General features: G+C 73.0%; 27 protein-coding genes and 2 pseudogenes. 12 read left to right on the forward strand and 17 right to left on the reverse strand.

Going from position 1 to position 25,750, the window contains the following annotated elements; all coding sequences use genetic code 11:
- The first annotated feature begins 24 nt into the window (after positions 1-24).
- From ABZ079_RS23975 to hypA, 6 genes are read left to right on the forward strand one after another with little or no spacing between them, the layout of a single operon-like run.
- Entirely contained in the window at positions 25-1,818 is a 1,794-nt protein-coding gene (locus tag ABZ079_RS23975; protein WP_356941488.1) for a nickel-dependent hydrogenase large subunit, read from the forward strand.
- The gene (locus ABZ079_RS23980) at positions 1,811-2,377 is read left to right on the forward strand and encodes a NifU family protein (protein ID WP_356941489.1); all 567 of its coding nucleotides are present in this window, start codon (positions 1,811-1,813) and stop codon (positions 2,375-2,377) included. Before ABZ079_RS23975 ends, ABZ079_RS23980 begins: the two co-directional genes overlap by 8 nt.
- The gene (locus ABZ079_RS23985) at positions 2,374-2,970 is read left to right on the forward strand and encodes a DUF5947 family protein (protein WP_356941490.1); all 597 of its coding nucleotides are present in this window, start codon (positions 2,374-2,376) and stop codon (positions 2,968-2,970) included. Before ABZ079_RS23980 ends, ABZ079_RS23985 begins: the two co-directional genes overlap by 4 nt.
- Before the next feature lie 21 nt (positions 2,971-2,991).
- Positions 2,992-3,198 carry a hypothetical protein gene (locus tag ABZ079_RS23990; RefSeq protein ID WP_356941578.1) on the forward strand — a complete coding sequence of 69 codons (207 nt, stop codon included), beginning with the start codon at positions 2,992-2,994 and terminating at the stop codon, positions 3,196-3,198.
- A gap of 20 nt (positions 3,199-3,218) precedes the next feature.
- The gene (locus ABZ079_RS23995) at positions 3,219-3,398 is read left to right on the forward strand and encodes a hypothetical protein (RefSeq protein WP_356941491.1); all 180 of its coding nucleotides are present in this window, start codon (positions 3,219-3,221) and stop codon (positions 3,396-3,398) included.
- Between the two features lie 8 nt (positions 3,399-3,406).
- Complete coding sequence (hypA, locus tag ABZ079_RS24000) at positions 3,407-3,763, forward strand: hydrogenase maturation nickel metallochaperone HypA (RefSeq protein WP_356941492.1); 357 nt, start codon at positions 3,407-3,409, stop codon at positions 3,761-3,763.
- 19 nt (positions 3,764-3,782) lie between these two features.
- On the opposite strand, the gene hypE is transcribed toward hypA, so the two are convergent.
- The 9 genes from hypE to ABZ079_RS24045 all read right to left on the reverse strand — a co-directional run bounded on the left by hypE (position 3,783) and on the right by ABZ079_RS24045 (position 12,957).
- Positions 3,783-4,772 (reverse strand): hydrogenase expression/formation protein HypE, encoded by a 990-nt coding sequence (gene hypE, locus ABZ079_RS24005; protein WP_356941579.1) that lies wholly within the window; start codon positions 4,770-4,772, stop codon positions 3,783-3,785.
- Between the two features lie 112 nt (positions 4,773-4,884).
- On the reverse strand, positions 4,885-6,027 hold the full coding sequence (hypD, locus tag ABZ079_RS24010; RefSeq protein WP_356941493.1) for a hydrogenase formation protein HypD: 1,143 nt from the start codon (positions 6,025-6,027) through the stop codon (positions 4,885-4,887).
- Positions 6,024-6,314: a HypC/HybG/HupF family hydrogenase formation chaperone gene (locus ABZ079_RS24015; RefSeq protein ID WP_356941494.1), complete on the reverse strand. Its 291-nt coding sequence runs from the start codon at positions 6,312-6,314 to the stop codon at positions 6,024-6,026. The genes hypD and ABZ079_RS24015 overlap by 4 nt, the downstream gene beginning before the upstream one ends.
- Before the next feature lie 3 nt (positions 6,315-6,317).
- Entirely contained in the window at positions 6,318-8,729 is a 2,412-nt protein-coding gene (hypF, locus tag ABZ079_RS24020) for a carbamoyltransferase HypF (RefSeq protein ID WP_356941495.1), read from the reverse strand.
- Positions 8,726-9,451, reverse strand: a complete 726-nt coding sequence (gene hypB / locus ABZ079_RS24025; protein ID WP_356941496.1) for a hydrogenase nickel incorporation protein HypB — start codon at positions 9,449-9,451, stop codon at positions 8,726-8,728. The genes hypF and hypB overlap by 4 nt, the downstream gene beginning before the upstream one ends.
- A gap of 59 nt (positions 9,452-9,510) precedes the next feature.
- On the reverse strand, positions 9,511-10,092 hold the full coding sequence (locus ABZ079_RS24030) for a hydrogenase maturation protease (RefSeq protein ID WP_356941497.1): 582 nt from the start codon (positions 10,090-10,092) through the stop codon (positions 9,511-9,513).
- Complete coding sequence (locus ABZ079_RS24035; RefSeq protein WP_356941498.1) at positions 10,089-11,804, reverse strand: hydrogenase maturation protein; 1,716 nt, start codon at positions 11,802-11,804, stop codon at positions 10,089-10,091. The genes ABZ079_RS24030 and ABZ079_RS24035 overlap by 4 nt, the downstream gene beginning before the upstream one ends.
- 66 nt (positions 11,805-11,870) lie before the next feature.
- Positions 11,871-12,095: a hypothetical protein gene (locus tag ABZ079_RS24040; protein WP_356941499.1), complete on the reverse strand. Its 225-nt coding sequence runs from the start codon at positions 12,093-12,095 to the stop codon at positions 11,871-11,873.
- A 334-nt stretch (positions 12,096-12,429) separates the two neighbouring features.
- Positions 12,430-12,957, reverse strand: coding sequence for a hypothetical protein (locus ABZ079_RS24045; RefSeq protein WP_356941500.1), 528 nt, complete (start codon positions 12,955-12,957; stop codon positions 12,430-12,432).
- A 1,063-nt stretch (positions 12,958-14,020) separates the two neighbouring features.
- On the opposite strand from ABZ079_RS24045, the gene ABZ079_RS24050 reads away from it, so the two are divergent.
- The gene (locus ABZ079_RS24050) at positions 14,021-14,452 is read left to right on the forward strand and encodes a DUF2267 domain-containing protein (protein ID WP_356941501.1); all 432 of its coding nucleotides are present in this window, start codon (positions 14,021-14,023) and stop codon (positions 14,450-14,452) included.
- A 134-nt stretch (positions 14,453-14,586) separates the two neighbouring features.
- A complete protein-coding gene (locus tag ABZ079_RS24055; protein WP_356941502.1) occupies positions 14,587-14,952 on the forward strand; it encodes an ANTAR domain-containing protein in 366 nt (121 codons plus the stop codon).
- Here the strand turns inward: ABZ079_RS24055 and ABZ079_RS24060 are convergent.
- Positions 14,946-15,095 (reverse strand): hypothetical protein, encoded by a 150-nt coding sequence (locus tag ABZ079_RS24060; protein ID WP_356941503.1) that lies wholly within the window; start codon positions 15,093-15,095, stop codon positions 14,946-14,948. The two genes, ABZ079_RS24055 and ABZ079_RS24060, sit on opposite strands and share 7 nt — an antisense overlap.
- Positions 15,096-15,450: 355 nt before the next feature.
- Here ABZ079_RS24060 and ABZ079_RS24065 point away from each other — a divergent pair, with 355 nt between their 5' ends.
- From ABZ079_RS24065 to ABZ079_RS24075, 3 genes and pseudogenes are all read left to right on the forward strand, one after another.
- Positions 15,451-16,623, forward strand: coding sequence for an AI-2E family transporter (locus tag ABZ079_RS24065; protein ID WP_356941504.1), 1,173 nt, complete (start codon positions 15,451-15,453; stop codon positions 16,621-16,623).
- A 75-nt stretch (positions 16,624-16,698) separates the two neighbouring features.
- A pseudogene (locus tag ABZ079_RS24070) lies at positions 16,699-17,090 on the forward strand (GNAT family N-acetyltransferase); the annotation flags it as partial.
- A gap of 574 nt (positions 17,091-17,664) precedes the next feature.
- Positions 17,665-18,525, forward strand: coding sequence for a hypothetical protein (locus ABZ079_RS24075; RefSeq protein ID WP_356941505.1), 861 nt, complete (start codon positions 17,665-17,667; stop codon positions 18,523-18,525).
- A 6-nt stretch (positions 18,526-18,531) separates the two neighbouring features.
- Here the strand turns inward: ABZ079_RS24075 and ABZ079_RS24080 are convergent, their stop codons facing one another.
- Both ABZ079_RS24080 and ABZ079_RS24085 read right to left on the reverse strand, forming a co-directional pair.
- On the reverse strand, positions 18,532-19,188 hold the full coding sequence (locus tag ABZ079_RS24080) for a hypothetical protein (protein WP_356941506.1): 657 nt from the start codon (positions 19,186-19,188) through the stop codon (positions 18,532-18,534).
- A 133-nt stretch (positions 19,189-19,321) separates the two neighbouring features.
- Positions 19,322-19,519: a hypothetical protein gene (locus ABZ079_RS24085; protein WP_356941507.1), complete on the reverse strand. Its 198-nt coding sequence runs from the start codon at positions 19,517-19,519 to the stop codon at positions 19,322-19,324.
- A 376-nt stretch (positions 19,520-19,895) separates the two neighbouring features.
- Between ABZ079_RS24085 and ABZ079_RS24090 the strand changes: the two genes are divergently transcribed.
- Entirely contained in the window at positions 19,896-20,378 is a 483-nt protein-coding gene (locus ABZ079_RS24090) for a MarR family transcriptional regulator (RefSeq protein WP_356941508.1), read from the forward strand.
- 2 nt (positions 20,379-20,380) lie between these two features.
- Here the strand turns inward: ABZ079_RS24090 and ABZ079_RS24095 are convergent, their stop codons facing one another.
- The 5 genes and pseudogenes from ABZ079_RS24095 to ABZ079_RS24115 form a co-directional block, all read right to left on the reverse strand.
- Positions 20,381-21,229 (reverse strand): lysozyme, encoded by an 849-nt coding sequence (locus ABZ079_RS24095; RefSeq protein ID WP_356941509.1) that lies wholly within the window; start codon positions 21,227-21,229, stop codon positions 20,381-20,383.
- 136 nt (positions 21,230-21,365) lie between these two features.
- A complete protein-coding gene (locus ABZ079_RS24100) occupies positions 21,366-23,222 on the reverse strand; it encodes a M1 family aminopeptidase (RefSeq protein WP_356941510.1) in 1,857 nt (618 codons plus the stop codon).
- A gap of 320 nt (positions 23,223-23,542) precedes the next feature.
- Positions 23,543-24,130: pseudogene (locus tag ABZ079_RS24105) on the reverse strand (1,4-alpha-glucan branching protein); the annotation flags it as partial.
- A gap of 39 nt (positions 24,131-24,169) precedes the next feature.
- Positions 24,170-24,841, reverse strand: coding sequence for a spherulation-specific family 4 protein (locus tag ABZ079_RS24110; protein ID WP_356941511.1), 672 nt, complete (start codon positions 24,839-24,841; stop codon positions 24,170-24,172).
- A complete protein-coding gene (locus ABZ079_RS24115) occupies positions 24,838-25,743 on the reverse strand; it encodes an NAD(P)-dependent oxidoreductase (RefSeq protein WP_356941512.1) in 906 nt (301 codons plus the stop codon). The genes ABZ079_RS24110 and ABZ079_RS24115 overlap by 4 nt, the downstream gene beginning before the upstream one ends.
- Positions 25,744-25,750 lie beyond the last annotated feature (7 nt).

The following is a 25,750-nucleotide window of genomic DNA, read 5'->3' on the forward strand; positions in this document are numbered from 1 at the left end:
GAACAGCGAGGGGCACCACCGCACATGACCACCACCGAGTCCCGGCCCACAGGACGCAAGCCCGCCCAGATCGTCGACATGTCCTGGGATCCGATCACCCGGATCATCGGCAACCTGGGCATCTACACGAAGATCGACTTCGCCAACCAGGAAGTCGTCGAGTGCCACAGCACCTCGTCGCTCTTCCGCGGCTACTCGGTCTTCATGAAGGGCAAGGACCCGCGCGACGCCGGTTTCATCACCTCGCGTATCTGCGGGATCTGCGGCGACAACCACACCACCTGCTCCAACTACGCCCAGCAGATGGCCTACGGAGTCAAGCCGCCGAAGCTGGCGGAGCACATCACCAACCTCGGCGAGGCCGCCGAGTACATGTTCGACCACACGCTCTTCCAGGACAACCTGGTGTTCGTGGACTTCTGCGAGGCGATGGTCAAGGCGACCAACCCCGGTGTCCTGGCCCGTGCCGAGCGCACCGACGCGCCCCGCGGGGACATCCACGGCTACCGGACCATCGCCGACATCATGAAGGCCTTCAACCCCTTCGAGGGCGAGGTCTACAAGGAGGCGCTGAAGGTCAGCCGGGTCACCCGGGAGATGTTCTGCCTGATGGAGGGGCGGCACGTCCACCCGTCCACGCTGTACCCGGGCGGTGTCGGCACGATGCCGCAGCCGAACACCTTCACCGACTACCTCGCCCGGCTGATGCGCGTCATCGACTTCGTGAAGAAGGCGGTGGCGATGAACGACGACGTCTTCGACTTCTTCTACGAGGCCCTGCCCGGCTACGAGGAGGTCGGCAAGCGCCGCATCCTGCTGGGCTGCTGGGGTGCCTGGCAGAACCCGGACGTGGTCGACTACCGCTACGAGAACATGAACCGGTGGGGCAAGGCGATGTACGTCACCCCGGGCATCATCGTGGACGGCAAGCTGGTCACCAACGACCTGATCGACATCAACCTCGGCCTGCGCGTCATGCTGGGCAGCTCCTTCTACGAGGACTGGGTCAACGAGCAGCCGTTCGTCACCCACGACCCGCTCGGCAACCCCGTCGACATGCGGCACCCGTGGAACCAGACGACCGTCCCGGTGCCGCAGAAGCGGGACTTCGACGGCAACTACAGCTGGGTGATGAGCCCGCGCTGGTACCACCCGGAGACGGGTCAGCATCTGGCGCTGGACACCGGTGGCGGGCCGCTGGCCCGGTTGTGGTCGACCGCGCTGAGCGGCCTGGTGGACACGCCGTACGTGAAGGCGACCGGTGACAGCGTGCGCATCTCCCTGCCCAAGGGCGAGTCCCTGCCGGAGACGACCCTGGAGTGGCGCATCCCGAAGTGGAGCAACACCATCGAACGGGACCGCGCCCGCCCCTACTTCATCGCCTACGCGGCCGCCATGGCCCTGCAGTTCCTGGAGGAGTCGATGCAGATGCTCCGCTCCGGGGACACGAAGGTGTACGAGAACTTCGAGGTGCCGGACGAGGCGATCGGCTGCGGCTTCCACGAGGCGGTGCGCGGGGTCCTCTCCCACCATCTGGTGATCCGGGACAAGAAGATCGCCAACTACCACCCGTACCCGCCCACCCCGTGGAACGCAAGCCCCCGTGACATCTACGGCACCCCGGGCCCGTACGAGGACGCCGTCCAGGGCCAGCCGATCTTCGAGGAGAACGGGCCCGACGACTTCAAGGGCGTCGACATCATGCGCACCGTCCGCAGCTTCGACCCGTGTCTGCCGTGCGGGGTCCACATGTACATGGGCAAGGGCAAGACGCTGACCACGGTGCACTCTCCGACATACGGAGCCAACCATGGCTGACACCGCCGTACGGCTCCCGGATCCCGCCGTGGAGGCCCGGCTCGCCCGGCTCGACGAGGTGCTGGCCGAGCTGGAGTCCGTACGCGGCCCGGCGCTGGAGGCGGTGGTTCTGCTGACCGAGGTCTACGGCGAGGCGCTCGCCCGTGTCCTGGACCACGCCGACGCCTCGCTGCGGGAGCGCCTCGCCGCGGACGAGCTGCTCGGGCATCTGCTGGTGCTGCACACCATCCACCCCGATCCTCCGGAGCGGCGGGCCGCCCGTGCGGTCGAGCGGCTGCGGCCCGCGGTACGCGAACGCGGCGGTGACCTGGAGTGGGCGGGCGTGGACGGGCAGGTGGCCCGGGTGCGGCTGAGCACGGGCGGTGGATGCGGAGGCGGGTGCGGCAGCGGGGGCGCCGACGCCGCCGAGGCGGTCCGGGCGGCGGTGCTGGCCGCCGCGCCGGAGCTGACGGCGGTGGAGACCGTGCCGGGCGCCGACGAGCGCCGGTCGGCTCCGGCGTTCGTGCCGCTGGCCACGCTGACCCGCCGAGCCGCGCCGCAGCCGCAGGAGACGCCGTGACCGTGGACGGAGCACTGGCCCGGGTCATCCGTTCCGCCGCCGACCGTGCGGCGGCGGCCGAGGCCGAGCGCTGCGAGCTGTGCGCAGCCCATGTGTCCGGCGGCCACCCGCATCTGTACGACACCGGGGCCGCGGAGGTGCGGTGTGTGTGCGGGCCGTGCTCGGTGCTGTTCGCCGAGGACGGGGCGGGCCAGGGCCGGTACCGGCTCGTGCCCCGGCGCCGGGTTCGGCTGCCGGCGGTGGACAGCGCGGTGCTGGGCGTGCCGGTGGGACTGGTGTTCTTCGTGCCGCACGCCGACGGCACGGTCACCGCGGAAGGCCCGAGCCCGGCAGGGGCGATGCGGTGGGAGGTGGAAGCGGCGGCCTGGCAGCGACTGGCCACCACGTTTCCGCAGCTCGCCTCCATGGCACCCGACGTGGAGGCGCTGCTCGTGAACACCGTGCGCGGCCTCGACGAGCACTGGATCGTGCCGGTCGACGACTGCTACCGGATGGTCGCCCTGGTCCGCCGCGAGTGGCGGGGCCTGTCCGGTGGCGGTCGGGTGTGGCCGGCCGTGGAGCGGTTCTTCGCGGAGCTCACCGAGCGGTCGTGAGGACCTGGAAGGAGATCGATGATGGGCACCATCCGAGTGGGCCGCCCCCAGGCGAAGCCCGACACACCCACGCACGTACGGGGTCTGCATCAGGGCAACAAAGGCCCGTACGGGCATCAGACCGGACACCACGAGGACGGCACCTCGGACGCGCGCCGTTCCACGGGGATCCACTGGAAGCGGCATGACGCCCTGCTGAAGGCCATGCCGAGCATCTCACCGGGATGAGGAAGCAGGGAGTGACCGTGATGAAGCGTTATGCGATCGCGAGGTCGGCGATGTCCGGACGTCAGGTGCTGATCGCACAGGCCGGCCTGGTGAGCGGTCTGCTGCTGGCTCTGTTGGTCAAGGAACTGCCCGGCATGGTCCGCGAGGTGAGGATCTACCGGATGACCGGCGGCCTCCGCGCGCACCGCCGGTACCCCTGAGCCCGGCCGTGCACGAGTTGTCGATCGCGACCGCGATCGTGGAACGGGCGGAGGAGATCGCACGCGCGGACGGCGCGGACGGCGTGTCGTCGGTGACCGTCCGGGTCGGCGAGCTGGCCGGTGTGGTGCCCGACGCCCTGCACTTCGCCTTCGAGGTGGCTCGCGACGGCACGGCGCTCGCCGGAGCGCGGCTCGTCGTGGAGCAGGTCACCGCGCGGGCCTGGTGCGGTGGGTGTGCCGAGGAGTTCGAGGTCGGCATGCCCCCGTTCTTCTGGTGCCCGCGCTGCGACCACCCCTCGCAGGAGCTGCGCAGCGGGCGGGAGTTGGAGATCACGGGCGTCGAGCCGGCCCCGGCCCCGACCTGACGGCGGGGCCGGGGGGCGTTCAGCAGATACGGGGCAGCTGCTCCCCCAGGGGCAGATCCACCACCCGGGTGCCGCCGAGACCGGTGGCGACGACGACCATCCCCGGGTGGTCCGCCACGCACTCCCCGATGAGGGCGGCGCCGGAGCCCTGGGGGTGCGCGCGCATCGCCGCCAGGACGGCTTCGGCATGCGCCGGGGGTACGAAGGCGACGAGCCGGCCCTCGTTGGCCACGTACAGCGGGTCGAGGCCGAGGAAGCCGCAGGCGTTCGCGACCTCGTCCGGGACCGGGATGGCACGCTCGCGCAGCCGGACACCGGTACCGGAGGCACGGGCGATCTCGTTGAGGGACGCCCCGAGGCCGCCCCGGGTGGGGTCGCGCAGGACGTGGATGTCCTTGGTGACCGCCAGCATCGCGGCGACGAGGTCCGCCAGGGGCGCGGTGTCGGAGGCGATCTCGATCCCGAACTCCAGGCCCTCGCGTACGCTCATGATGGCCACGCCGTGCAGGCCGATCGGGCCGCTGACGATGACGGCGTCGCCCGGCCGGGCACGCTGCGGGCGGATGTCGACTCCGTCGGGTACGAGGCCGACGCCGGCGGTGGTGACGTAGACGCCGTCGCCGTGCCCGGACTCCACGACCTTGGTGTCGCCGGTGGCGACGGTGACACCCGCCGCCGCGGCCGCCGCGCCGACGGCACGCGCGACGCCCTCGACGACGGCCAGTTCCACGCCTTCCTCGAGGATGAAGGCGGTGGAGAGGTAGGCGGGCCGGGCGCCGCTCATCGCCAGGTCGTTGACGGTGCCGTTGACGGCGAGGTCGCCGAGGCTGCCCCCGGGGAAGAACAGCGGCCGTACGACGTAGGAGTCGGTGGAGAAGGCCAGCCGCGCGCCGCCCAGGTCGAGGACGGCCGAGTCGGCGAGGGCGGCCAGGGTGGGGTTGCCGTAGGCGGGGGTGAAGACCTGCTCGATCAGTTCGGCGGACAGGGCTCCGCCTCCGCCATGTCCCATGACGACGACCGGCTGGTCGCGCAGGGGCGCGGGGCAGGTCCAGTCGGCGGGGTCGACGGCCGTCGCGGCGGGCACGGCGGCTTCTGCGGCTACGGTGGCTTCGGTGGCGAGGTCAGCCAACGGGGTTCATCTCCTCCTGCGGGATACGGGATCCCTGCGGTGCCGGAGCGTTCATCCGGCGGTACAGGTAATAGGCCGCGCAGGCCCCCTCGCTGGACACCATGGTGGCGCCGAGCGGGGTGCGCGGAGTGCAGGCCGTGCCGAACGCCTCGCACTCGGTCGGTTTGATCAGCCCCTGCAGGACCTCCCCGGCCCGGCACACGGCGGGTTCCTCGGTGCGGATACCGGCGACGTCGAAGCGGTGCTCGGCGTCGTAGGCGCGGAAGGCGTCGGTGAGGCGCCAGCCGCTGGCCGGGATGCGCCCGATGCCCCGCCAGTTGCGGTCGGTGACCTCGAACACCTCCTCGATCATGCGTACGGCGGCCGGGTTGCCCCGGTCCTGGACGGCCCGGGCGTAGGCGTTCTCCACCCGGTGCTCCCCGCGCTCCAGTTGGTGGACGGCACGGCGGATGCCTTCGAGGATGTCCAGCGGTTCGAAGCCGGTCACGACGATCGGCACCCGGTGCTTCTCGGCCAGGTCCGGGTACTCGGCGGTGCCCATCACGCTGCACACGTGCCCGGCGGCCAGGAAGCCCTGCACCCGGCAGGCGGGGGCCGTCATGATGGCCTCGATCGCCGGAGGGACGCGGACGTGGCTCACCAGCAGGCTGAAGTTGTCCAGGCCGAGGCGGCGGGCCTGGTGCACGGCCATGGCGTTGGCGGGGGCGGTCGTCTCGAAGCCGATGGCGAAGAACACCACCTGGCGGTCCGGGTGTCTGCGGGCGAGGTCCAGGGCGTCGAGCGGTGAGTACACCACGCGTACGTCACCGCCCTCGCCCTTGACCCGGAACAGGTCCCGGTCGGTGCCGGGCACCCGGAGCATGTCCCCGAAGGAACAGAAGATCACGTCGGGCCGGGCGGCGATCTCCAGGGCCTTGTCGATGACGTCGAGGGGCGTGACGCACACCGGACAGCCAGGGCCGTGGATCAGCTCCACCTCGTCGGGCAGGAGTTGATCGATGCCGTGGCGGATGATGGAGTGGGTCTGGCCACCGCACACCTCCATCAGGGCCCAGGGCCGGGTGACCGTGGCGCGGATCTCGTCCAGCAGCCGCCGTGCCAGCTGCGGGTCGTTGAACTCGTCGATGTACTTCACCGGGCCTCACTCCCGCTCTCCTGCCGCGCCGCCTGCTCCCAGGCGTCACCGAACTCCTCATCCAGCAGCCCCAGTTGCTCGAACAGCTCCAGGGAGGCTCGGGCCGACTCCTCGTCCAGACGCTGCAACGCGAAGCCGACGTGGACGATCACGTACTCCCCCACCCGTACGTCGGGCAGGTACTCCAGACATGCCTGCTTCCGCACTCCGCCGAAGTCGATCAGCCCGGTCAGGGGGTCGGCGTGATGGTCGATCGACACGACCTTGCCGGGCACTGCCAGACACATGGGTCACTCCGTCTCGTGGTGGTTTGCTGTTCCCGCGACCATCAGCTGGCCGAGCGCCAACCCGCCGTCGTTCGGCGGCACCTCACGGTGCCGTAGCACCGTGAACCCGTCTGCGGCCAGCAGGGCGGCGCACTCCTCCTCCAGCAGGGCGTTGGTGAAGACGCCTCCGGTGAGGGCGACTGTGCTCAGGCCCGTCGCCGTGCGGGCCCGGCGGCAGATCTCCGTGACGGCCCGTGCGACGCCCCGGTGGAAACGGGCCGCGAGTACGGGGGTGGGGGTGCGGCGGCGCTGGTCGTCGAGCAGCGCGCTCAGTGCGGGCGCCGGGTTCATCTCCCACCCGTCGGCTCGCGTCTGCCGGCCAGGAGGCTGACGAGACGGGGTTCCGCCCCGGACCCCGGGTGAGAGGCGGCCCGCCTGGAACTCGAAGGGGTATGCGACGGTGTCGGCGTCCCTCGCCTCCAGCGCCGCAGCCTCCAGCTCCATCGCGGCCTGCGCCTCGTATCCCGCGCGATGGCGGATACCCACGAGGGACGACACCGCGTCGAACAGCCGCCCCATGCTGGACGTCGGAACACAGGCCGCCTGCCGCTCCAACTGCCTGCGCAGTACCGCCCGTTCGGTGTCCGAGCAGGCGATGACGCTCGGCAGCTCCCGCTCCCACGGCAGCCCCGCCGCCCACAGCCGGGCCAGCGCCAGCCGGCAGGGGTTGGCCACACCGGCGTCGCCGCCGGGGAGCGGGGCGGGGGTCAGCCGGGCGAACCGCCGGTAGCCGGTGTAGTCGGCGAGCAGGATCTCGCCGCCCCACACCGTGCCGTCGTCGCCGTATCCGGTGCCGTCGAAGGCGACACCGATGACGGGCGTGGTGCCGTCGAGGCCGTGTTCGGCCATAGCGGAGGCGGTGTGGGCGTGGTGGTGCTGGACCAGCCGCAGCGGGATCCGTGCGGCTCGCCGGCGGGCCCGGACGGTCGAGTGGTATCCCGGGTGCCGGTCGGCGGCCACCAGGGCGGGCGTGACGCCGGTCAGGCGCGTGAGGTGCAGCTCCGCCCGCCGGGCGGCTTCCAGCGTGGCCAGGTCGCCCATGTCGCCGATGTGCGGCCCGAACCAGGCCTGGCCGTCCTCGCCCAGGCAGGGGACGTTCTTGAGGTCGCCGCCGACCGCGAGCGTGGGCCGGACCGGGACGGGGAGGCGCAGGGGGCGGGGGACGTATCCGCGGGAGCGGCGCAGCACCTGTTCGGTGCCGTCGGGGCGGACCCGCACCAGGGAGTCGTCGCAGGGCGAGGCGATGGGCCGGTCGTGGGAGAGCCAGGCGTCCGCCAGGCCGGCCAGCCGGGTGAGCGCCTCGGCGTCGTCGGTGACGATGGGCTCGCCGGAGAGGTTGCCGCTCGTCATGACCAGCACCCGGGGACCGGGCGGATCGCCGGGCAGCCCGAACAGCAGGGTGTGGACCGGGGTGTAGGGCAGCATCACGCCGACGTGCGGGCTGCCCGGGCAGACCTCGGTGGCGAGGCGGGGGCCGGACGCCGGTGTGCGGCGGCGCAGCAGGACGATGGGGCGGCGGGCGCTGGTGAGAGCGTCCCGTTCCGCGTCGGTGAGGACCGCGATCCCCTCGGCCGTGGGGAGGTCCGCGCACATCACCGCGAAGGCCTTGCCGCCCCGCTCCTTGCGGCTGCGCAGGGTGGTGACGGCCCGGGCGTCGGTGGCGTCGCAGGCCAGATGGTAGCCGCCGACGCCCTTGACGGCGACGATCCGCCCCGCGGCGAGCAGGGCGCGGGCGGTCCGGACGGCTTCCGCGTCGCGGGCCGGGCGGACGCCGGTGCCGCCGGCCGCCACGAGGCTGAGCCTCGGGCCGCAGTCGGGGCAGGCGACGGGCTGGGCGTGGAAGCGCCGGTCGGCCGGATCGCCGTACTCCCGGGTGCAGGCGGGGCACATCGGGAAGCCGGCCATGGTCGTGGCCACGCGGTCGTACGGCATGCCGGTGGCGATGGTGAAGCGGGGGCCGCAATGGGTGCAGGTGACGAAGGGGTGCCGGTGGCGGCGGTCGGCCGGATCGGACAGTTCGCGCAGGCAGTCGGCGCAGGTCGCGGTGTCGGGCGGGAGCTGGGTGCGGCCGGTGGCCCGCTCGGTGGAGCGGATCGTGAAGGGGCCGGTGTCGCCCGTGGCGGGCAGGGCCTCCCCGGTGATACCGGTGACGGCGGCCAGCGGTGGCTTTTCACGAGCGAGTCGGTCGCAGAAGCGGTCCACCTCGTCCGCCGGCCCCTCGACCTCGATGAGCACGCCGTCGCCGGTGTTGCCGACGAATCCGGCGAGGTTGAGGCCGGCCGCCAGGCGGTGCACGTGCGGGCGGAAACCGACGCCCTGCACGGTGCCGTGCACGGTGAGCCTGCGGCGGACCAGACCGGTGGCGGGGGCGGTCATGCGACGGGGGCGGACGTGGGGTGGTGATGGCCGTGCGGGTGCGGGGCGAGGGGCGGCCGGTGCGGTGGGGCTCCCTCCCGGGCGGCGAGGGCGCGGTCCAGGAGTGTGTCCACACCGGCGCCGGTACGGGCGCAGGACCGTACGATCTCCACGCCCGGGTTCACCCGGTGCACGTTCGCCCGGAAGGCGGTCTCGTCGAAACCGGCCGGCTCGGCGAGGTCGGTCTTGGTGATGACGACCAGGTGGGCGGAGCCGAAGGCGGTGGGGTACTTCAGTGGCTTGTCCTCGCCCTCGGTGACCGCCATCAGCACGATCCGCAGGGTCTCGCCGAGATCGTAGGCGGCCGGGCAGACGAGGTTGCCGACGTTCTCCACGAAGAGCACGGAGGTGCCCGGCGGCAGCCAGCCCGCCAGCCGGGCGCGGACCTGACGGGCCTCCAGGTGGCAGAGCCCGTCGGTGAGCAGTTGCTGGACGGGCGCCCCGGAACGGGCCAGCCGGACGGCGTCGTTCTCGGTGGCCAGGTCCGCGGTCAGCGCTGCCACCGCCACATCGCGCTCCACCGCGCGGGCCAGGACCCGGCCGAGGAGTTCGGTCTTGCCGCTGCCGGGGCTGGACAGCAGGTTGACCACGGTCACGCCCTGCCGGGCGAGGTCGCCGCGCAGGTTCGCGGCCAGGTCGTCGTTCTTCGCCAGGATGGCCTGTTTGACGTCGGACCGGCACATGGCGCTGCTCCTCGGATGCGGCGGTGGACCCGGGCCGCGTTCGCGTACGGCCCGGGGTCTCACCGATCTTCGGCTCTGGCGGCCGCCGTGCCGGGCAGCGCAGCCGGGCGTGGGGTCCCGGATTCCACCGCCCGGCCCAACGGGGGTACGGGCCGGGCGGGATCGGCGAGCAGGGCCGGGATCAGCGCGTGCAGTGCGTCCACGGTCCGGTCGACGGCTTCCCGGACCGGTGTGCTGAGGCCCGGCAGGATGTCGTCCTCGCTGCTGGGCAGCGTTTCGGGCTCGCAGGCCAGGACGAGTACCCGGGGCAGGGGCTCGTCGCCCAGGTGTGCGGCCAGGGCCAGCACCTTCGCCGGGGCCATGCCGTGGGCTTCGGGCGGGACGGTGCCGTCGGGGGGTTCGGCTTCGATCAGGGAGAGGGTGCCGGGCCGGTGGCCGCGCGGGGCCGCGTCGACCAGGACGGCGGTGGCGTAGCCGTCCAGCAGGTCGTAGGCGAGGTCCATGCCGCGGATGCCGTAGTCGTGCACCCGGACCTCGGGCGGCAGCGGGCGGTGTTCGAGTGCGCGGATCACCTCGGGGCCGAAGGCGTCGTCGGCGAGGAAGATGTTGCCGACGCCGGCCACCAGGAGCCGCGGCGTCAACGGACGTCCCCGGTGGGTGCGGCGAGGGGCCGGGCTGAGCCGCTCGGCGTCTTACGGACGAAGGCCGAGCGCAGGGCGTGGTAGGGGGCCTGGGGGTCGAAGAAGATGGCGTGCATGCGGGCGAGTTCGTCCTGCCGGTGGTCGGCGAGGGGGCGTCGCCGCTCGTCCGTCGCGCGCGCGGCGGCCTTCGCGGCGATGCGCCGGTCCAGGTCGGGGGCGGTGGCGAGGCCGGCCGCCAGTCGCTCGATCTCGGCCATGAAGTCCTGCGGTGCGGCCGGTACGAGCCGGTTCACGAGTCCGAGCCGTTCGGCGGCCGCCGCGCTGACGGGCAGGGCGTCGGTGGTCAGCCGGAGGGCGTGCTCCGGGCCGACACGGCGGGGCAGGGTGTACGTCCAGAACTCCGAGCCGTACAGGCCCATGCGCCGGTAGTGCGGGTTGAGGACGGTGCCGGTGCGGCACCAGACCTGGTCGGCGGCGAGGGCGAGCATGGCGCCGCCGGCGGCCGCGTTGCCGGCGAGCGCGGCCACCACCAGCCGGTCGGTGGTGCGCAGCACCGCCTCGACGAGGTCGTCCATGGCGTTGAGGTTGCTCCACGACTCCTTGGCCGGGTCGGGGGCCGCCTCGATGACATTGAGGTGGATGCCGTTGGAGAAGAAGTCGCGGGCTCCGCCCAGCACGAGGACGCGGGTCGGGCGGGTGAGCGCGAACTCGTACGCGGCCAGCAGCCGGCGGCACTGGTGGGTGCTCATCGCGCCACCGGGAAAGGAGAAGGTCAGGAAACCGACGTCGCCGCGCTGCCGGTAGCGGATGTCGGTCCAGGTGCGCCGGTCCGGGGGCAGTTCGAACGGGACGGGGGCTTCCGGGAGGCGCGGTGCGGCCTCGCCCGTGAAGGCGGCGAGGACGGATGCGGCCGGGCGCCGGAAGGGCGCGGGGTCGCCGGAGTTCTTGCGGGGGCGGAGTTCCGGGATCCAGACCGCGCCGTCCCGGGTGGCCCGGCAGACGGCTCCCGCGCGCTGTGCCAGCAGCTCGCCGGGGCGGCCGCGCAGCCGGTCCTCGGAGTGGCCGCCGTGCAGGAACACCTCCCGGCCGAGGAGTTCGTCCAGGACACCCGGCTGTGAGTCGGCGCCGCGCAGTCTGCGCAGGACCGTCGCGGTGTCGTCGCGCTGCCAGTCGATGCGCCGCCGCTCCTGCCGGAAGGGATCGCGCCAGACGACGCTGACCGACTCGTCGGTCTGCGGGAGGGGCTTGTGGGAGCCTTCGGAGTAGCGTCGTACCGCCGTGAGGACGGCGGTCACGGCGGCGTCGGAGGCCTCGTTGCGGTACAGGTCGCTCTTGCCGACGGGCGGCACGGGAAACGGCTCGGCCGCCCAGATCGCGCCCGCGTCCATCGCCGCCTCCGCCTGGAGCACGGTCACGCCCCATCGGGGTGCCTGTGCGGCGATGGCCCAGTCCAGCGAGGACGGCCCGCGGTCACCGGGCGGCCCCGGGTGCACGATCAGGCAGGTGTGTTCCCGCCACACGTCCTCGGGCAGGGCCGTCTTGAGCATCGGCGCGACGACCAGTTCCGGCCGCAGCTCGCGTACGGCGGCCCGGACCGGTCCGGGTCCGTGCGAGGCGAGTACGACGTCGACGCGGTGCCCATGATCCGACAGTTCGGCGTACAGGCGCTGGGAGAGGCTGTTGAACGCGCTGGCGACGAGCAGAATGTCCATGACACGGCATGTTCGTCCCTGAACGGGGTGCCGTGAAGAACCGCGGCGGCGTTTCGTCCACCCACGTCAGGTCTCTTCCTCCATCCGGATCGCATTCCGCAGGTCCTCGAACGCCTGGCCGGGCTCGCCCGTGTGTGCTTCCAGCAGTGCCCCGGCGATCGCGTCGAGCTTGCGCTGGATGGCGTGCTCGGCGCGCACCTCGGCGTTCTTGAGCAGCGCCAGGAGCAGCAGCGCCACCGCGGTCATGCCCTCCCGCGAGCAGCAGCAGTTCGAGCCGCGGATGCGCGGCATGGGCCGCGACGAAGAAGCCGGCCAGGAGCAGGCCGAAGAGGAAGCCCCGGGGAGCTGGTGAAGTTGGAGGCGTACTCGGTGAACCGCTCGAACCGGCCGCGGCGCGCGCCGCCACGCTGCACGGGACTCTTGAAGGTCATGGCCGAGCCTTACCCCCCGGCGGCCGGTGCGTCGGCCGCCGTCCGGGCGTCATACGGCGGCCGGGGCCGCTCCCCGCGTCCGCTTGCGGCCACCGTCCGCCAGCCGCGGCCGCCCCGGCCCGCGTGTCCGGCGGCCGGCTCCCGCATCAGCGCCGCGGTACCGCGGCTGGTGTGTTCGACGCCGACACGGACGGTCAGGCGGCGAGGGCCCTGCCGGGCCTGAGCCGGTCGAGGAGCTGGTCGTGGTGGAGTCCGGCCACGGGTGCGAGGAAGTCGGGGTGGCGCAGCAGGGCGGCGGCGCGCCGGTCGCCGTCGTCCGGGTCGACCAGCCGCCGGAACTCGACCGGGGTGCCCGAGGCGTGCTCGCCGTCGGCGAGTGCGTCGACGGCCAGTCCGGCCAGCTCGGGGTCGGTCAGCAGGCCGGCCGCCCAGCTGGCCACGACCTCGTCCACCCAGGTGCGCCAGGCCCACTCCTCGGCCGGCTCACCGCCGGCCCGCTCGGCTCCGCTGATCCAGTCGAGGCGGTCCGCGCCCCCGGGTCCCGCCATGGTGACCAGGGCGGCGTCGATCTCGGTCGGGTACCGCAGCCACGCGGCGACGGTCACGGCCTGCCGGGCCTGCGCCTCGCACAGGGCGGAGGCAAGGGCGCCGCCGCACGGCGGGTAGGCGGTCGTCAGCCAGCGTGCCGTCGCGGCGATGAGGGGGGACAGATCAGTGAGCACAGCCGGGCCGTCCGAGGTGCGAGGGGTACAGGGCTCCACGCAACGGTAGCCCGGCACCCGGCCGGTCAGGGAGGGGGTGCGAACCAGGTCATATGTGGCTTCGCCCACGTCGCCCCCTGCCCGGCGACGGCCCCTGCGGCCGCTGGTCGCGTGCTCGCCCCCCTCGCGCGGGGAGGTCCGGGAGGTCTCCCGACGACGGACACCGTCCGCTCACGACGACCAGGGCGAAGTTCCGCTGGGAGGCTGTGCCGTCCTCGCTTCCGTGTTCGCGGTGAGCGCCGGCGCCTTCGCGCCGCCGGCCCGGCACCGGGGCGTACGGCTGCCGCAGGAGGTGCCGCCGTGGGACGCGGTGCCGCCGGGCGCGGCGACGTACAGGACGTCGCGCCTGCCGGCCAGGGAAACGCCGCACTTTCTCCGGGCGCCGCTCACACACCGCTCGGGCGAGGGCGAGGTGAGCGACGACCGAGAGCTGAGCCGGGCCGCCGCGGCAGCGGCAGCGGCCATTGCGGCTGCTCGTCGTCCCTCGCCACGACCAGCTCGACGCCGAGCACGCGCTCGTCCCGGAACGGCTCCGACGTCGGCCGGGACGGGTCCTCGGTGCGTGAGGCGTGCCTCGGAGGTGGCGGCGGCCGTGCCGGGGATCGGACGGAGGGCAAGGGGGGACAGCCGCGCACACCCGGAAGTGCGGGGCCGTCGCCGGCGCGAGAAGGGGCAGTCCTCCGCCGCGGGCCATGCCGAACGGGGGCAAGCCAGGGCGTGGCGGCCGTCGGCAGGCCCGGACGGCGTCCCGGCATACGAAGATCAGTTCACCACCGATGAACCCGATCCCGGACACGATGCGCGGCGGCGGCCTCCGCTGAGCCGTCCACCCCCAGCGGATCAGCGTCGGCAGCAGCAGCGCCGGCCCCGGCTCGGCCGGCTGCCGTGGTCGCTGGCCGTCGTGGATGTCCCAGAACACACGTCGCTTCGCCGCTGTTCCGCTGCGGCCGGACCGCAAGGGTGAGCGGGGCCGGGGTACTCGGTCCACGCGTCGAGGGGACTTCCTGAAGAAGGGACCGGCCTCATGCATCACGACGAGATGATCGGGAAGGTGCAGGCGCTCGCCCACCTGCCCGACCGGGGTTCCGCCGAGCGGGCCGCGCACGCGGTCGTGACCACACTGTCGGAACGGCTGCCGGCCGGGCTGGCCCGGCATGTGGCCGCCCAGCTGCCACCCGACATGGCTGCGGCGATGCGGGAGGCGGCCGACGCGTCCGGGGCCGACTCCGGCACGGCGGGCGAGCGGTTCGGCCTGACCGCCTTCGCCGGACGCATCGCCGACCGGGCGTGCACCGATGAGGAGGGGGCGCTGCGGGAGGCCGTCGCCGTACTGGAGGTGCTCGACGCCGCCCTCGCCCCGGAACTGACCGAGCGGATGGCCGGCGCACTGCCCGCGGACATCCGCGAGCTCCTGCCGGTGGGCCGCGCGACCGAGAACCCCGAGGAGGCCGGTTGAGCAGGGCGTACGGCGCTTCCGCACGACGTGTACCGGCACACCGTGACGGTGATCCTGGTTGCTGGTTCAATTCGTGTGCAAGCGCTCACCGGGGGCAGACGAGCAGTGTCGCTCCCACCCGGAAAAGGTGCTCCATGGCCTTCTTCGCCCTCTCTCGGCACCAGCCGCTGGTCCTGCTGTCCGCCACCGATCTGGCCGCGGAGTACGACCGGCTGGTGGGCGAGAACCAGCAGTTGCAGCGCGCGGTGTCGTCCCACGCCGTCATCGACCAGGCCATCGGGGCCGTCGTCGTTCTCGGGCAGCTACCTCCGGAGGAGGCCTGGCGGGCGCTGCGGGACGTCTCACAGCGCACCAACACCAAACTGCGTACGGTCGCCGGGCACATCCTCGACTACGCCCAGGGCGGCAGGCTGCCCGAACCGGAGCGGGTCGAACTGGGCAAGGCCATCACCCGCTACCGCCGGTGCGCCGCCCAGGAGGTCACGCAGCCGGGTCAGTGACGGCCCGCCCTCGCCCGGCGGTGCCGGCGGGGACGCGCGTGCCGGGAGGTCGGGGGCCGGACGACCCACCGGTCCTCCACCCGGTCCAGCCCGTACAGCAGGATGCTGAGAACGGGAAGCAACAGAACCGCGATGGTGATCATGGAGGTTTCCCCCTCCGCCGACGACGCCTCCCGGGTGCCCGGCCGGGGCCCGCACACCCTCCGCGGTTGTGAATGTCCTGTGCCCCCCGCGTACGACGCAGGGCCGGCGCGGCGAACTGGGAGTGTCTCGTCGCGCCCTGTCTCCTGCTGTGCTTCCGCTGCTGCTGTGCTTCATCCGCTGCTTGTGCTTCATCTGCCGGAGCCTGGGCGCGGCACACGCCGTCCGCTCGAATACGCCACCGTCCGCCGGAACCCGTGCGCGGGCGCGTTGTGCGGGCCGCTCCCCCGGCTGGCGCTTACCGTTCTCTAGATGTGACCGGCCGTCAGCAACCGGGACGGAGAGCAGGCGGGAGCAGTGGTGGGCGATGCGCGTCGGCGGGCGGCCGGGCCGGGAGGCGGACGCCGGGCGGGGGGCGCGGTGCTGGGCAGCCGGCCCGCGTACTCCGTGCGGCTCCCGGCCTCGCGCCCCGGACCGAAGGTGGCGGGGGCCGAGCGGACGGTGCCCTGGCTGCGGATCGGTGCGGCCTACGCCTGGCGGCTCATTCTCGTCGGCATCGTCGTCTATGGCGTCTTCAGCCTCCTCGGCAGCTTCCAGCTCATCGCCGTCGCCCTGTTCCTCGCGCTGATCATGACGTCCGTGCTGCGCCCGCCGGCCGACCTGCTCAACCGGGTGCTGCCGAGGCCGCTGAGCGTGGCCGTGGCCCTCGTGGGCAGCCTGCTGCTTCTGCTGGCCCTGCTCGCCCTGGTGGGCAACGCCGTGGCCGGCGAGTGGACCCGGCTGGTGGGTGACTTCCGCGGCGGTGTGCATCGCATCGAGGAGTGGCTGCAACGGCCGCCGCTGCGGCTCAGTCCCGGCAAGCTCAACGATCTGCAGGACCAGGTGACGCGCTATGTCTCCGCGCACCGGTCGGCTCTGCTCAGCAACGCGGTCAGCGAGTTCGGCCGGGTGGTCGAGCTGGTCACGGGCGGCGCGCTCGCGCTGTTCGCCTCGGTCTTCTTCCTCCATTCCGGCGAGCATCTGTGGGGCTGGGTGCGCGACCGGCTGCTGCCGAGCGGTGCCCGCCCGGCCTGGGACCGGGCGGGGCGGGCGGCATGGCGGACCTTCGCCGGGTACACGCGCGGCATCATCATCGTGGCCGCCACCAACGCCGCGCTGGTCGGTGTCGCCCTGCTCGTGCTGCGGGTACCGCTCGCGCTGCCGCTGGCCCTGCTCGAGTTCTTCGCGGCGTTCGTGCCGCTGGTGGGCTCGCCGGTCGCGCTCGCGGTCGCCACGGTCGTCGCGCTCGCCGGACGCGGACCGCTCACGGCCGCGGCCGTGCTTGTGCTCATCGTCGTGATCGGCCAGCTCGAAGGCCATGTGCTGCACCCGCTGGTGATGAGCTGGGCGGTACAGCTGCACCCGCTCGTCGTCGCCGTGTCCGTCATCGCGGGCAGCATCCTCGCGGGGGTGATCGGCGCGGTCGTGGCCGTCCCGCTCGTCTCGGTGGTCTGGGCGGTGCTGAGCACCCTGCGCGCGGTGCCGCCGTGACGGATCGGTGCCCCGCCCGGCGGTCTTACGGTCGGCGTGCCGGCGGGGTGCGTGAAGGAGGGCGGCGACTGGGAGATGCGACGGGCTTCGGTGGCGGACGTCGAGGCGGTGGCCGAGTCGCGGGCCGTGGTGCTGCGGGCCGTGGTGCTGCGGGCCGATCTGGAGCGGCCCGGGCGGTAGGACGAGCACCGGGTGCGGCAGCGGCTGCGGGACGCCTTCGCCCCGGCGCACACCCGGGTGATCGAGGTGGGTGGCGCGTTCGCCGGCTGCGTGTCGCAGCGGCCGGCCGGGGACACCCACTGGCTGGCGCACTTCGTGGGCTTCTGGAGCGGTGCGACCGCGACGGCACCCTGGTCCGGCTGAGCGTGCTGCGGGGCAGTCCGGCCCGGCGGCTGTACGAGCGGCACGTGTTCACCCTCGAGACCGAGGATCCCGTTGACGTGTTCATGGCGCGCGAGCCGGCCGTTGCCGCCCCGCCGGCACCACGGCTCGGCAGGCGGTGGCGACCGGCGTCTCCTCCGGGCGGTCGGCGTCCGTGGTGTCACCGAGGCCCCGGCGCCGGTGCTCGATGTGGGGGACGGCCCGGTAGAGGAGTTCCGCGATATGCCCCCCGCGCCGGGCGTAGATCGCGGGGGGGGACCGCCCTTCTCTCCGCATCGACGTCCGTCGTGCCCACGGTCGCCGCCGGCCACCCGGGACGGTATGTGATGCGGAATGTGGCATGGGAGGGTTTCCGGGTGGCACCCGGGTCGGTGTGCGTGGGATACGAGTGACATGGCAGGCGTTGTGGCGTGATCTGGTCGCCGCGGCGAACGGGGTACGCCGGGCCTGTGCGGGGCCGTGCCGGGAGCGGGATCTGGCCGTCCAGGCGATGAAGGCGGCCTTGGCCGCGTGGGTGGCCTGGGCGGTGGCGGGCTGGTGGCTGCACGCGCCGGTGGCGTTCGTCGCGCCGTGGGTGGCGGTGGTGCTGGTGGAGTCGACCGTGTACCGGTCGATCGCGCACGGCCTGCAGCAGCTGGGGCGATCGCGGCCGGCACGATCGTGGCCACAGCCGTCGGACTGCTGCTGCACGACACGGTCGTCGCGATGGCCCTCGTGCTGCCCCTCGCGATGCTGCTCGGTCAATGGGGGCGCCTCGGCAGCCAGGGCATCTACGCGGCCACCGGAGCCCTGTTCGTGCTGACCAACGGGTCCGTCAGCGTCGCCACCTCCGCGGCCCGGCTCGGCGAGGCGTTGTTCGGGGCGTTGGTAGGCATCGCCGTCAACGCGCTGGTCCGGCCGCCGCTGTATCTGCGCGACAGTCGTGCCGTGCTGCGGGACGCGACCGAGGAGGCCCACGACATCCTGCGGACCGTGGGGGCCGGGCTGGCCGAGGGACGCTGGGACGCGGAGGAGGCCGGTACCTGGCACGAGCGGGCCCTGCGGCTGCACCGGCTGGTGGAGCAGGCCCACTCGGCGGTCGTATGGAGCCGGGAGAGCCTGCGCGCAAACCTGCGTCGTCGCCGCACCGGCACCGTGACACCGGCGGACAAGGGGTTCGACGACGCGGTCGTGGTCCTGGACTACGCGGCCGTCCACACCGCGGGAGTGACCCGGACGGTGCTGGAGGCCGCCGCCGGGGACCGCTCGGCGCCCCGGCCGCACCCGGAACTCGCCCGCCGCTACGCGGAGTTCCTGTGCCAGACCGCCCACACGCTGCGTCTCTACAGCCACAGCCGGTTCGGTGACGAGTGCGAAGACGACCTGTGCGAGGCCGTGACGGGGCTGCGCGGCACGCTGCAGGACCTGCGCCGGGACCTCGCCCGCTCCACGACGGACGACCCCGACGAGGTCGCCACCTACGGCGCGTTGCTCGCTCAGGCCCACCGGCTGGCCGACCGGCTGGTCGTCTCGGGGACCTGACCGCCGTCAGGACACGGTGGTGCTGGCGAGTACGTCGTGGAGGTCCGCGGTGAGTGCCGGGTCCGATGCGCCGGTGATGAGCCCGAGCAGGAAGGAGGTGCGCTCACCGTGGGCGGTCACCAGAGTCATCTCCAGGCGTGCCCGGCCGTCGTCGCCCGGGATGGTCAGGACGACGGTGTGCGCCGGCTGGCCGTCCACGACGGCGGCGTGCGACCCCTCCAGCGTGGCGGGCTGGTCGGGGAAGAAGAACTCGGCGTTGGAGCGGGCGGCCGACTCCGTCATACGGCGCAACTCGGCGCTGGGCACGGTCTGCCCGGCGCGGCCCGTGAGCACGGTGCCGCCGGCGGACGTGGACGCGCCGTGGCTCTTGCTGGTGATCTGTGAGGAGAACGCGTCGATCAGCCCCTTGTCCTTGGCCGGGTCGTGCTTCCAGTCTTCCGGGACGCCGTAGGAGAGGCCGGCCCGCGTGTCGGTGACCCGGGGGCGGCCCGCCAGCGGGCCGGAGTCCCCGCCGCGCGTCCACCAGAAGGCCGCAGCCGCGGTCGCGACGACGAGGAGCAGCGCCACGAGGCCGGCCACCGGTCCCCGGCGCGACCGGGAAGGCGCGGGCTGCGGTGCGGGGTAGGGATGGGGCGGATGGGTCATCGGCGAAGGCGTGGTCATGCCCTCAGCTTGATGATCTTCGAAGCGCGGCGCCTGAGTAGCCGTACTCATCCGGTCGTGCGTCGTGCCCCTACGGCCGGGCTCGGTTCCCGTACTCCGAACACGGCGGGGCCCATGGTGAGGATGCCGTCGGTCAGCGAGCGGCAGCGGACTCCCCACCGCCGCGCAGCTCGCGTGGCGCGCCGGGGCAGAGGCCCATCCAGGCGCAGGGCCGGGCCACCGTGCGCACCGCCGGTTCGACCGGCCCGACCCAGCAGTCGAGGAAGACGGTGGCGCCCATGCAGGCGTCCATGTCGGCGCCGTGCAGCAGGACGTTGCGCCGGGTCCGCAACAGATCCGCCTCGTGCGGCCCCGCCGCGGAATCCGTTCCGCCGGCGTGAGGGTGATCGACGCGTTGCGGTGGGCGGGGTGGTTGAAGTACCGGTCGCCGACGATGCCGAGTCCCGTGCGCACCTCGGCCGTCTTCACCAGTTCGTGGCGTGGCAGCCCGGGCATGCCCTCGCCCGGCCGGCCGGCGAGTCGGTGCACCGGGGAGACCGGCGGCCGGAGGATGCGGCACGCGTCGAGCCCGCCCAGCGCTCCGCATCGCCTCACCGCCGGTGGCACCCTTCACCAGCTGGCGGATCCGCGCGGTAGCGAAGCCACCCATCACGGCGATCACGTCGTCGGTTTTCGCGAGTTGGCAACCGAGGTGTCATCCTGGTGGCATGAAGGACGATCGCACCACAGCCACCGAGCCCTCCCCCGACGAGCTGGCCGAACGCCTCACGGAGGTTTTCGACCTGGTCGGACCGCTCTATCGGAGGGTGCACCGCAAGGTGGAGGAGGCGACGCCGGTCGAGGGCCTGTCGGTCGGCGTACGCGCCGTGCTGGATCTCCTGCGGACGCGGGGACCCCTGACGGTGCCACAGATGGGGCGGGCACAGGCGCTCAGCCGGCAGTTCGTCCAGCGCATGGTGAACGACGCGGCCCGGCAGGGCCTGGTGCAGAGCGTCGCGAACCCCGCGCACCGCCGGTCCTCGCTCATCCGGCTCACCGATCCCGGCCGGGCCGCGATCGGTGCGGTACGGGCGCGCGAGCACGCGCTGCTGCGCCGCGTGGGCGGCGATCTGACCATGGCGGACGTCGACGCCTGCCTGCGCGTGCTGAGCGCGATGCACGCGCTGTTCGACGACGTGGAGGTGGACTGAGGTCAGCCGGTGGCGAAGTCCCGCAGCTGGCGCTCAGAGCCGTTGAAACGGTCGTGGTCCCCGACCGTCCTCCCGGTGGAGGTGTACTGCCACATCGTGTACGACGACCAGCCCGACGGGAGCGTTCCCGCCGTGGAGGCATAGCGGGCGATCCAGAGCGGGTTGGTCGCGCCGAAGCCGGCATGGTCGCCGGTGCACTGGGTCCACCAGCTGGTGGCCGTGTAGATGACCGCGGCGCGGCCGGTGCGGGACTTGTAGCGGTTCAGGAAGTCGCGGATCCAGCTGACCATCCCGCTCCGCGACTTGCCGTAGCAGGCGTCGCCATAGGGGTTCCACTCGATGTCGAGGACACCGGGGAGTGTCCTGCCGTCCTTGGACCAGCCGCCGCCGTGATCCACGAAGTAGTCGGCCTGTGCGGCGCCGCCGGTGGTGTCGGGGGTGGCGAAGTGGTACGCACCGCGGACCATGCCGACGTCGTACGAGCCGTTGTACTGCTGGGCGAAGTAGGGGTTGGTGTAGTACGTCCCCTCCGTGCCCTTCGTGTAGGCCCACTTCGTGTCGGCGTTCCACAGTGTCGGCCAGTCGACCCGGCCCTGGTGGCTGGAGACGTCCACGCCTTCCGTCTGAGTGGCGCGGCTGGCGGTCGGTGGGGCCTGGGGACCGGTGCCGCCTCCGTCGTGGGTGAGGACGCCCATGCCCATGTAGGCGCTGCCCCGGGCGGGCGGGTCCGGGGCCGCGGCGGGCAGGGCCGCCGGTATGGACAGGGAGAGGAGGAGGCCGGTCAGGGCGGCCGTGACGGCCGGGCGTGAGCGGCTGCGGTGAAGGCACAGGGAGCTTCGCACGGAATACATCTGACCCGTGGTCGGGCGGCACCGCACTCCGGGTACCGCCCAACGGAGCCATCCGGGGCCGCGGTTGGCCCATACGGGTGGCTCCGGCCGGCCGGGAGCGGCGCCCCGCGCCTCCCCGGCCGGCCGGCTCCCCGGGTCAGCCTTCGATGCGGTGCTGGGTCCAGAAGGAGGTGAGGTCCGTGCTGGTGGCGGCCTGGGCTGCCGCCTTGAACTCGGCCGTGGTCGACACGCCGTACCAGTGCGCGGTCGCGTAGTCCTTCAGCAGCTTGGTCATGGCGGTGTCGCCGATGAGGCGCCGCAGATCGTGCAGGGCGCACTTGCCGTAGCCGTAGACGACGGTGGAGTAGCGCGAGGAGTGGGCGTCCCAGTAGGCCATCGAGTTGGTGATCTTCTCGGCGCTGGAGGCCCAGGAGACGCTGCTCCAGCAGTTGCTGCCGGTCTTGCCGAGGGCGAGGTCGGTGGCGTAGTCGGTGAACGACTCGTCCAGCCACGGGCTGTTGTACTCGTCGTCGCCGACGATGCCGTACCACCACTGGTGGCCGATCTCGTGGGTGAGGGCGGTGGTGCTGACCAGGTCCAGGACGAACCCGGGGTACTCCATTCCGCCGAACCAGTAGTTGTTGTCGATGACAGCGTCCAGCTCGCCGTACGGGTAGGCACCGAAGCGGGCCGCATGGGCGTCCACGGCGGTCTTGGCGGTGCTGAGCATCGACTGGGCGCCGGAGGAGCTGATACCCGAGACGGAGTAGACGTTGATCGGGACGCCGCCGGCCGAGGTGCCGGAGATCTTGCTGAAGGGGCCGGCCGCCCAGGCGAAGTCACGGACCTTGGCGGCGGTGGCCGTGGTCACCGTACGGCCGCTGGAGCCGGGGGTGTCGGTGGAGGTGCCGGTGGCCGGGACCAGAAGGGTGCTGGGGTGGTCGAGGGTCACCTTGAAGTCGGCGGCCAGGGAGTAGAAGGACTCGCCGTTGTTGGTGTACGGGTCCAGGTGCCAGCCGGCGCCGTCGCGGACCGCGAGGACGGGCAGGGCGTTGCCGATGAAGCTGAACGCGCCGTCGTGGCCGAAGCGGTCGGCGCCGCTGGGCACGGTGATGCCGAGATCGAAGCCGATGGTGGTGCTCTGGCCCTGGCCGAGCGGGGACGGCAGGTCGATCTTCAGGGCGGTGCAGGCCACGGAGAGGGCGCCCGCACTGCCGCCGGTGACGTTGCCGACCTTGATCGGCATCGCGTCGCAGGTGCCGTGGTAGTTGTCCCACAGCCGCAGGTAGACCTCGCTGAGCGCGGTGGCGGAGGCGTTGGTGAAACTGACGCTCTCGTGTCCGGTCCAGACGGTGCCGCTGGCGTCGCTGGCGAGGCTGACGGTGTACGAGGGTGCCGCCGGGGTGCGGGTGGGGTCGGCCTGCGGTGGTGTGGTACCGCCGGAGGTGTCGAGGGCGATGTCGTCCAGGACGAAGCTCGTCTGGAGGCTGTAGTCCTCGGTGCCGGTGAAGGACAGGTTCACGGTCTGGCCCGCGAACGACGACACGTCGAGCGACTTCTGCACGTAGCCGGAGTTCTTGTTCAGGTTCGAGTAGGTCGCCAGCGTGGTGCTGCCGATCTTGGCCGTCAGTTTGTCGTACGCGGTGGACGAGGTCGTCTCGGCGGTGTCGATGTGCAGCCAGAAGGTCAGGGTGGCGGTGCTGCACCCGGCCGGGATCGTGACGCTCTGCGTGAGGGTGTCGGTGTGGGTGCCGCCGACTCCGTCCAGCCAGGCGTAGGAGCTGCCGCCGTGCGGGGTCTGTCCGGAGCGGCTGGTGATCACGGTGGACGAGGACGGGACCCATGGTGCTGTCCCGCTCTCGAAGCCGCCGTTGGTGACCGCCTGGGCCGGAGTACAGGCGGCGGGTGCCGCGGCCGGGCGGGCGGCGGCGGGGGTGCTGGGGAGCACGAGGGCGGCCACCGCGGCAACGCTGAGCGCACCGGTGCCGAGGGCCTTGTGGGGGGTCGATCTCACACGCTACTCCTTTGCGGAGGCCGGGGTCCCGGCCTGCTCGAAGGCCGCCCGGTCGGCTGGGGTGCGCCGGGGGGGCCGCGGATGGGGCTTGCGCGTTCGGTGTGCCGAGGAGCCTGTCGTGCCCTCATGGGGTCGGGGCGACGACTGCCGAAAGAGTGACAGATTTGACCGGTCCATGCCAGAGCGAAACGTGAGGGCGTCCACCCCGGGCGGTGCCGTCGGTGCCGCCCCCCCCCCCGCGGGGGGCCCCCGGGTGAGGGGGTGCGCCGCGGCCTGAGGACGGGCCCCCGACGGGGGTGGGGCGGGCCCGCCCAGCCGGTGGCGACATGGCCGAGGGCTCCCTCGGGCAGCAGCGGCGGGTTCTCGTCGGTGGGGCTGAGCACGCGGTGGACGTGGAGGATCGCGCCGTGCGGTGTGGGCAGGTGCGTGCCGTCCTGGTCGTCGGTCGGCTCGGGAGTGAAGGCGTCGGGGGCGAAGGGCCCGCCGGTGCAGGAGCGGACCACTTCGTGGTCGGGGGTGTCCGTGATGCTCTGGGCCATCGCCTGTGCCTTCCCCTCGATCAGCGACAGCAACTCGGTGACCAGCACGGGGTCGTGGCAGCCGTCGTAGGTCCAGCGCTTGCCCAGCACCCCGTGCTCCATCGTGCCGATGAGGGCGTGCCCGGCCCCCTCCAGCGGCGCCCCGCGATAGGTGAGGGGTACCAGGTAGGCCGTCCGCTCGGGGCTCGTCGTGTCGGTGGCCACCATGAACTCGATACCGACCTCGCCCTCGGGGTCGTCCAGCCGGAAGCCACCGGACCTCTCCAGCACCGGGGCGCCGGCGCCCCGGTACCAGGGGCGGGCGGGCAGCCAGTCGGTGAGCAGTTCGAGCTTGGTGGGCTTGAGCGTGGTGTGATGGATGACGGCCATGCCGGTGGTTGCCTCCCGTTGCGCGGTTGCGGACCCTCCTCAGCCTTCCACACCCTCCCCGCCGTTCAGCGCCGGGCTCAACGTGGCCCAGGGGTTGGGCGGTTCACCCGTCACCGGTCCGCACACCGCCGCGCCCCGCTCGTGCGCGGTGCGCACGGCGAGCGGGACGAGGGCCTCGGGGACGCCGTACACGAGGTGGCAGAACCGGCCGGCCGGGTGGCGCGCGGTCCAGGCGGGCCGGGCGAACGCGGAGACGTACGTGGTCCAGTGGCCCTCGAAGGTGACGGTCAGGTCGGCGAGGCGGGCGTAGCCCGGGGCCGGGTGGACGCCCGGGTTGAGGACGACGGTGGCCGCCCCGAGCCGGCGTAGCTCCCGGACCAGGCGGCGGCAGGCGGGCAGGCCCGCCGGGTCGGCGGTGACGCGGTCGAGGAAGCAGCCGTCCACCCCGTACCAGGCCTGGTGCCGGCGCATGTCCTCGGCGATCTCGGCCCGGTCCCGTACGCCGTAGTCGGTGTCGGCATAGCCGAGCAGGCGGGCGCCGGCCGCGCGCAGTGCCCGGGCGGCCGCCCTGAACGCGGGGTCGGGGCCGGTGCCCGGTCCGCTCGCGGGGTTGAGGACGACGGCGTAGGTGCGGGCGGCCGCCGTGATCAGGCGGTGCCAGGCACCGGGTTCCTCGGCCGGGTGCACGTACAGCGGTATCAGCAGGCTCACGGCACGGGCCCGCTCTCCGTCGTGGCCGCCCACAACGCGTCGAGGGCGTCCTCCAGGTCGTGGGCGGGGCGCCAGCCGAGGGCACGGTCGGCGGCGGTGATGTCGGAGCACTGCCACGACACCCGGACCGAGCGGGCCGAGCCGCCCGTACTCTCCTCCAGCTTCCCCTGGAAACCCGCTCGCCGGGCCAGACCGCGCACCAGCTCCCGTACGGCCATGGCCGTTCCGCCGCCGATGTTGATCACGGGCGGCAGGTGCCCAGGGGTCGTGGCAGCCAGGGTGACCGCGCCGGCGACGTCGCGTACGTCGACGAAGTCACGGTACGCGGACAGGTCCCCGAGCCGCAGCACCGCCTCCGGGCCGGCGCCGGCCGAGCGGAGCAGTGAGGCCATGCGCCCGGGCAGGCTGGCGACGGGTGCTCCGGGACCCACCGGGTTGCCGACCCGGAGCACCACGCCGCCCAGGACGGCGGAGGTGACCGCGATCGTGCCCGCGAGCTTGGTCACGCCGTAGGGGGTGACCGGGCAGGCGGGCGCCGACTCGGCGACCGGCACGTCCGGGGTGCCGGGCCCGTACTCGGCGGCCGAGCCGAGGTGCACCAGACGGGCCCTGGGTGCCGCCTCGCGCAGCGCGGCGCACAGCACGGCGGGACCCCGGGCGTTGACCTCGGCCAGGGTCACGGGGTCGCCGCCGGTGGCGCCCGCACAGTTGACCACGGCGTCCGGAGCGGCCGCCGCCAGGGTCTTCGCGAGCCGCTCCGGCCGGTCGGTGGCGAGGTCCACCCGGAACTCGGCCGCGGAGGAGCGGCCGGCGGCGAGGACTCGCGCGCCCGGGAGGGCGCGCAGCCGCTCGGTCACGTGGCGGCCCAGGTATCCGGTGCCGCCGAGGACGAGAATGCGCATGCGGAAC

The sequence above is a fragment of the Streptomyces sp. NPDC006314 genome (assembly GCF_040613075.1).
In the GTDB taxonomy this organism is placed as follows: domain Bacteria; phylum Actinomycetota; class Actinomycetes; order Streptomycetales; family Streptomycetaceae; genus Streptomyces.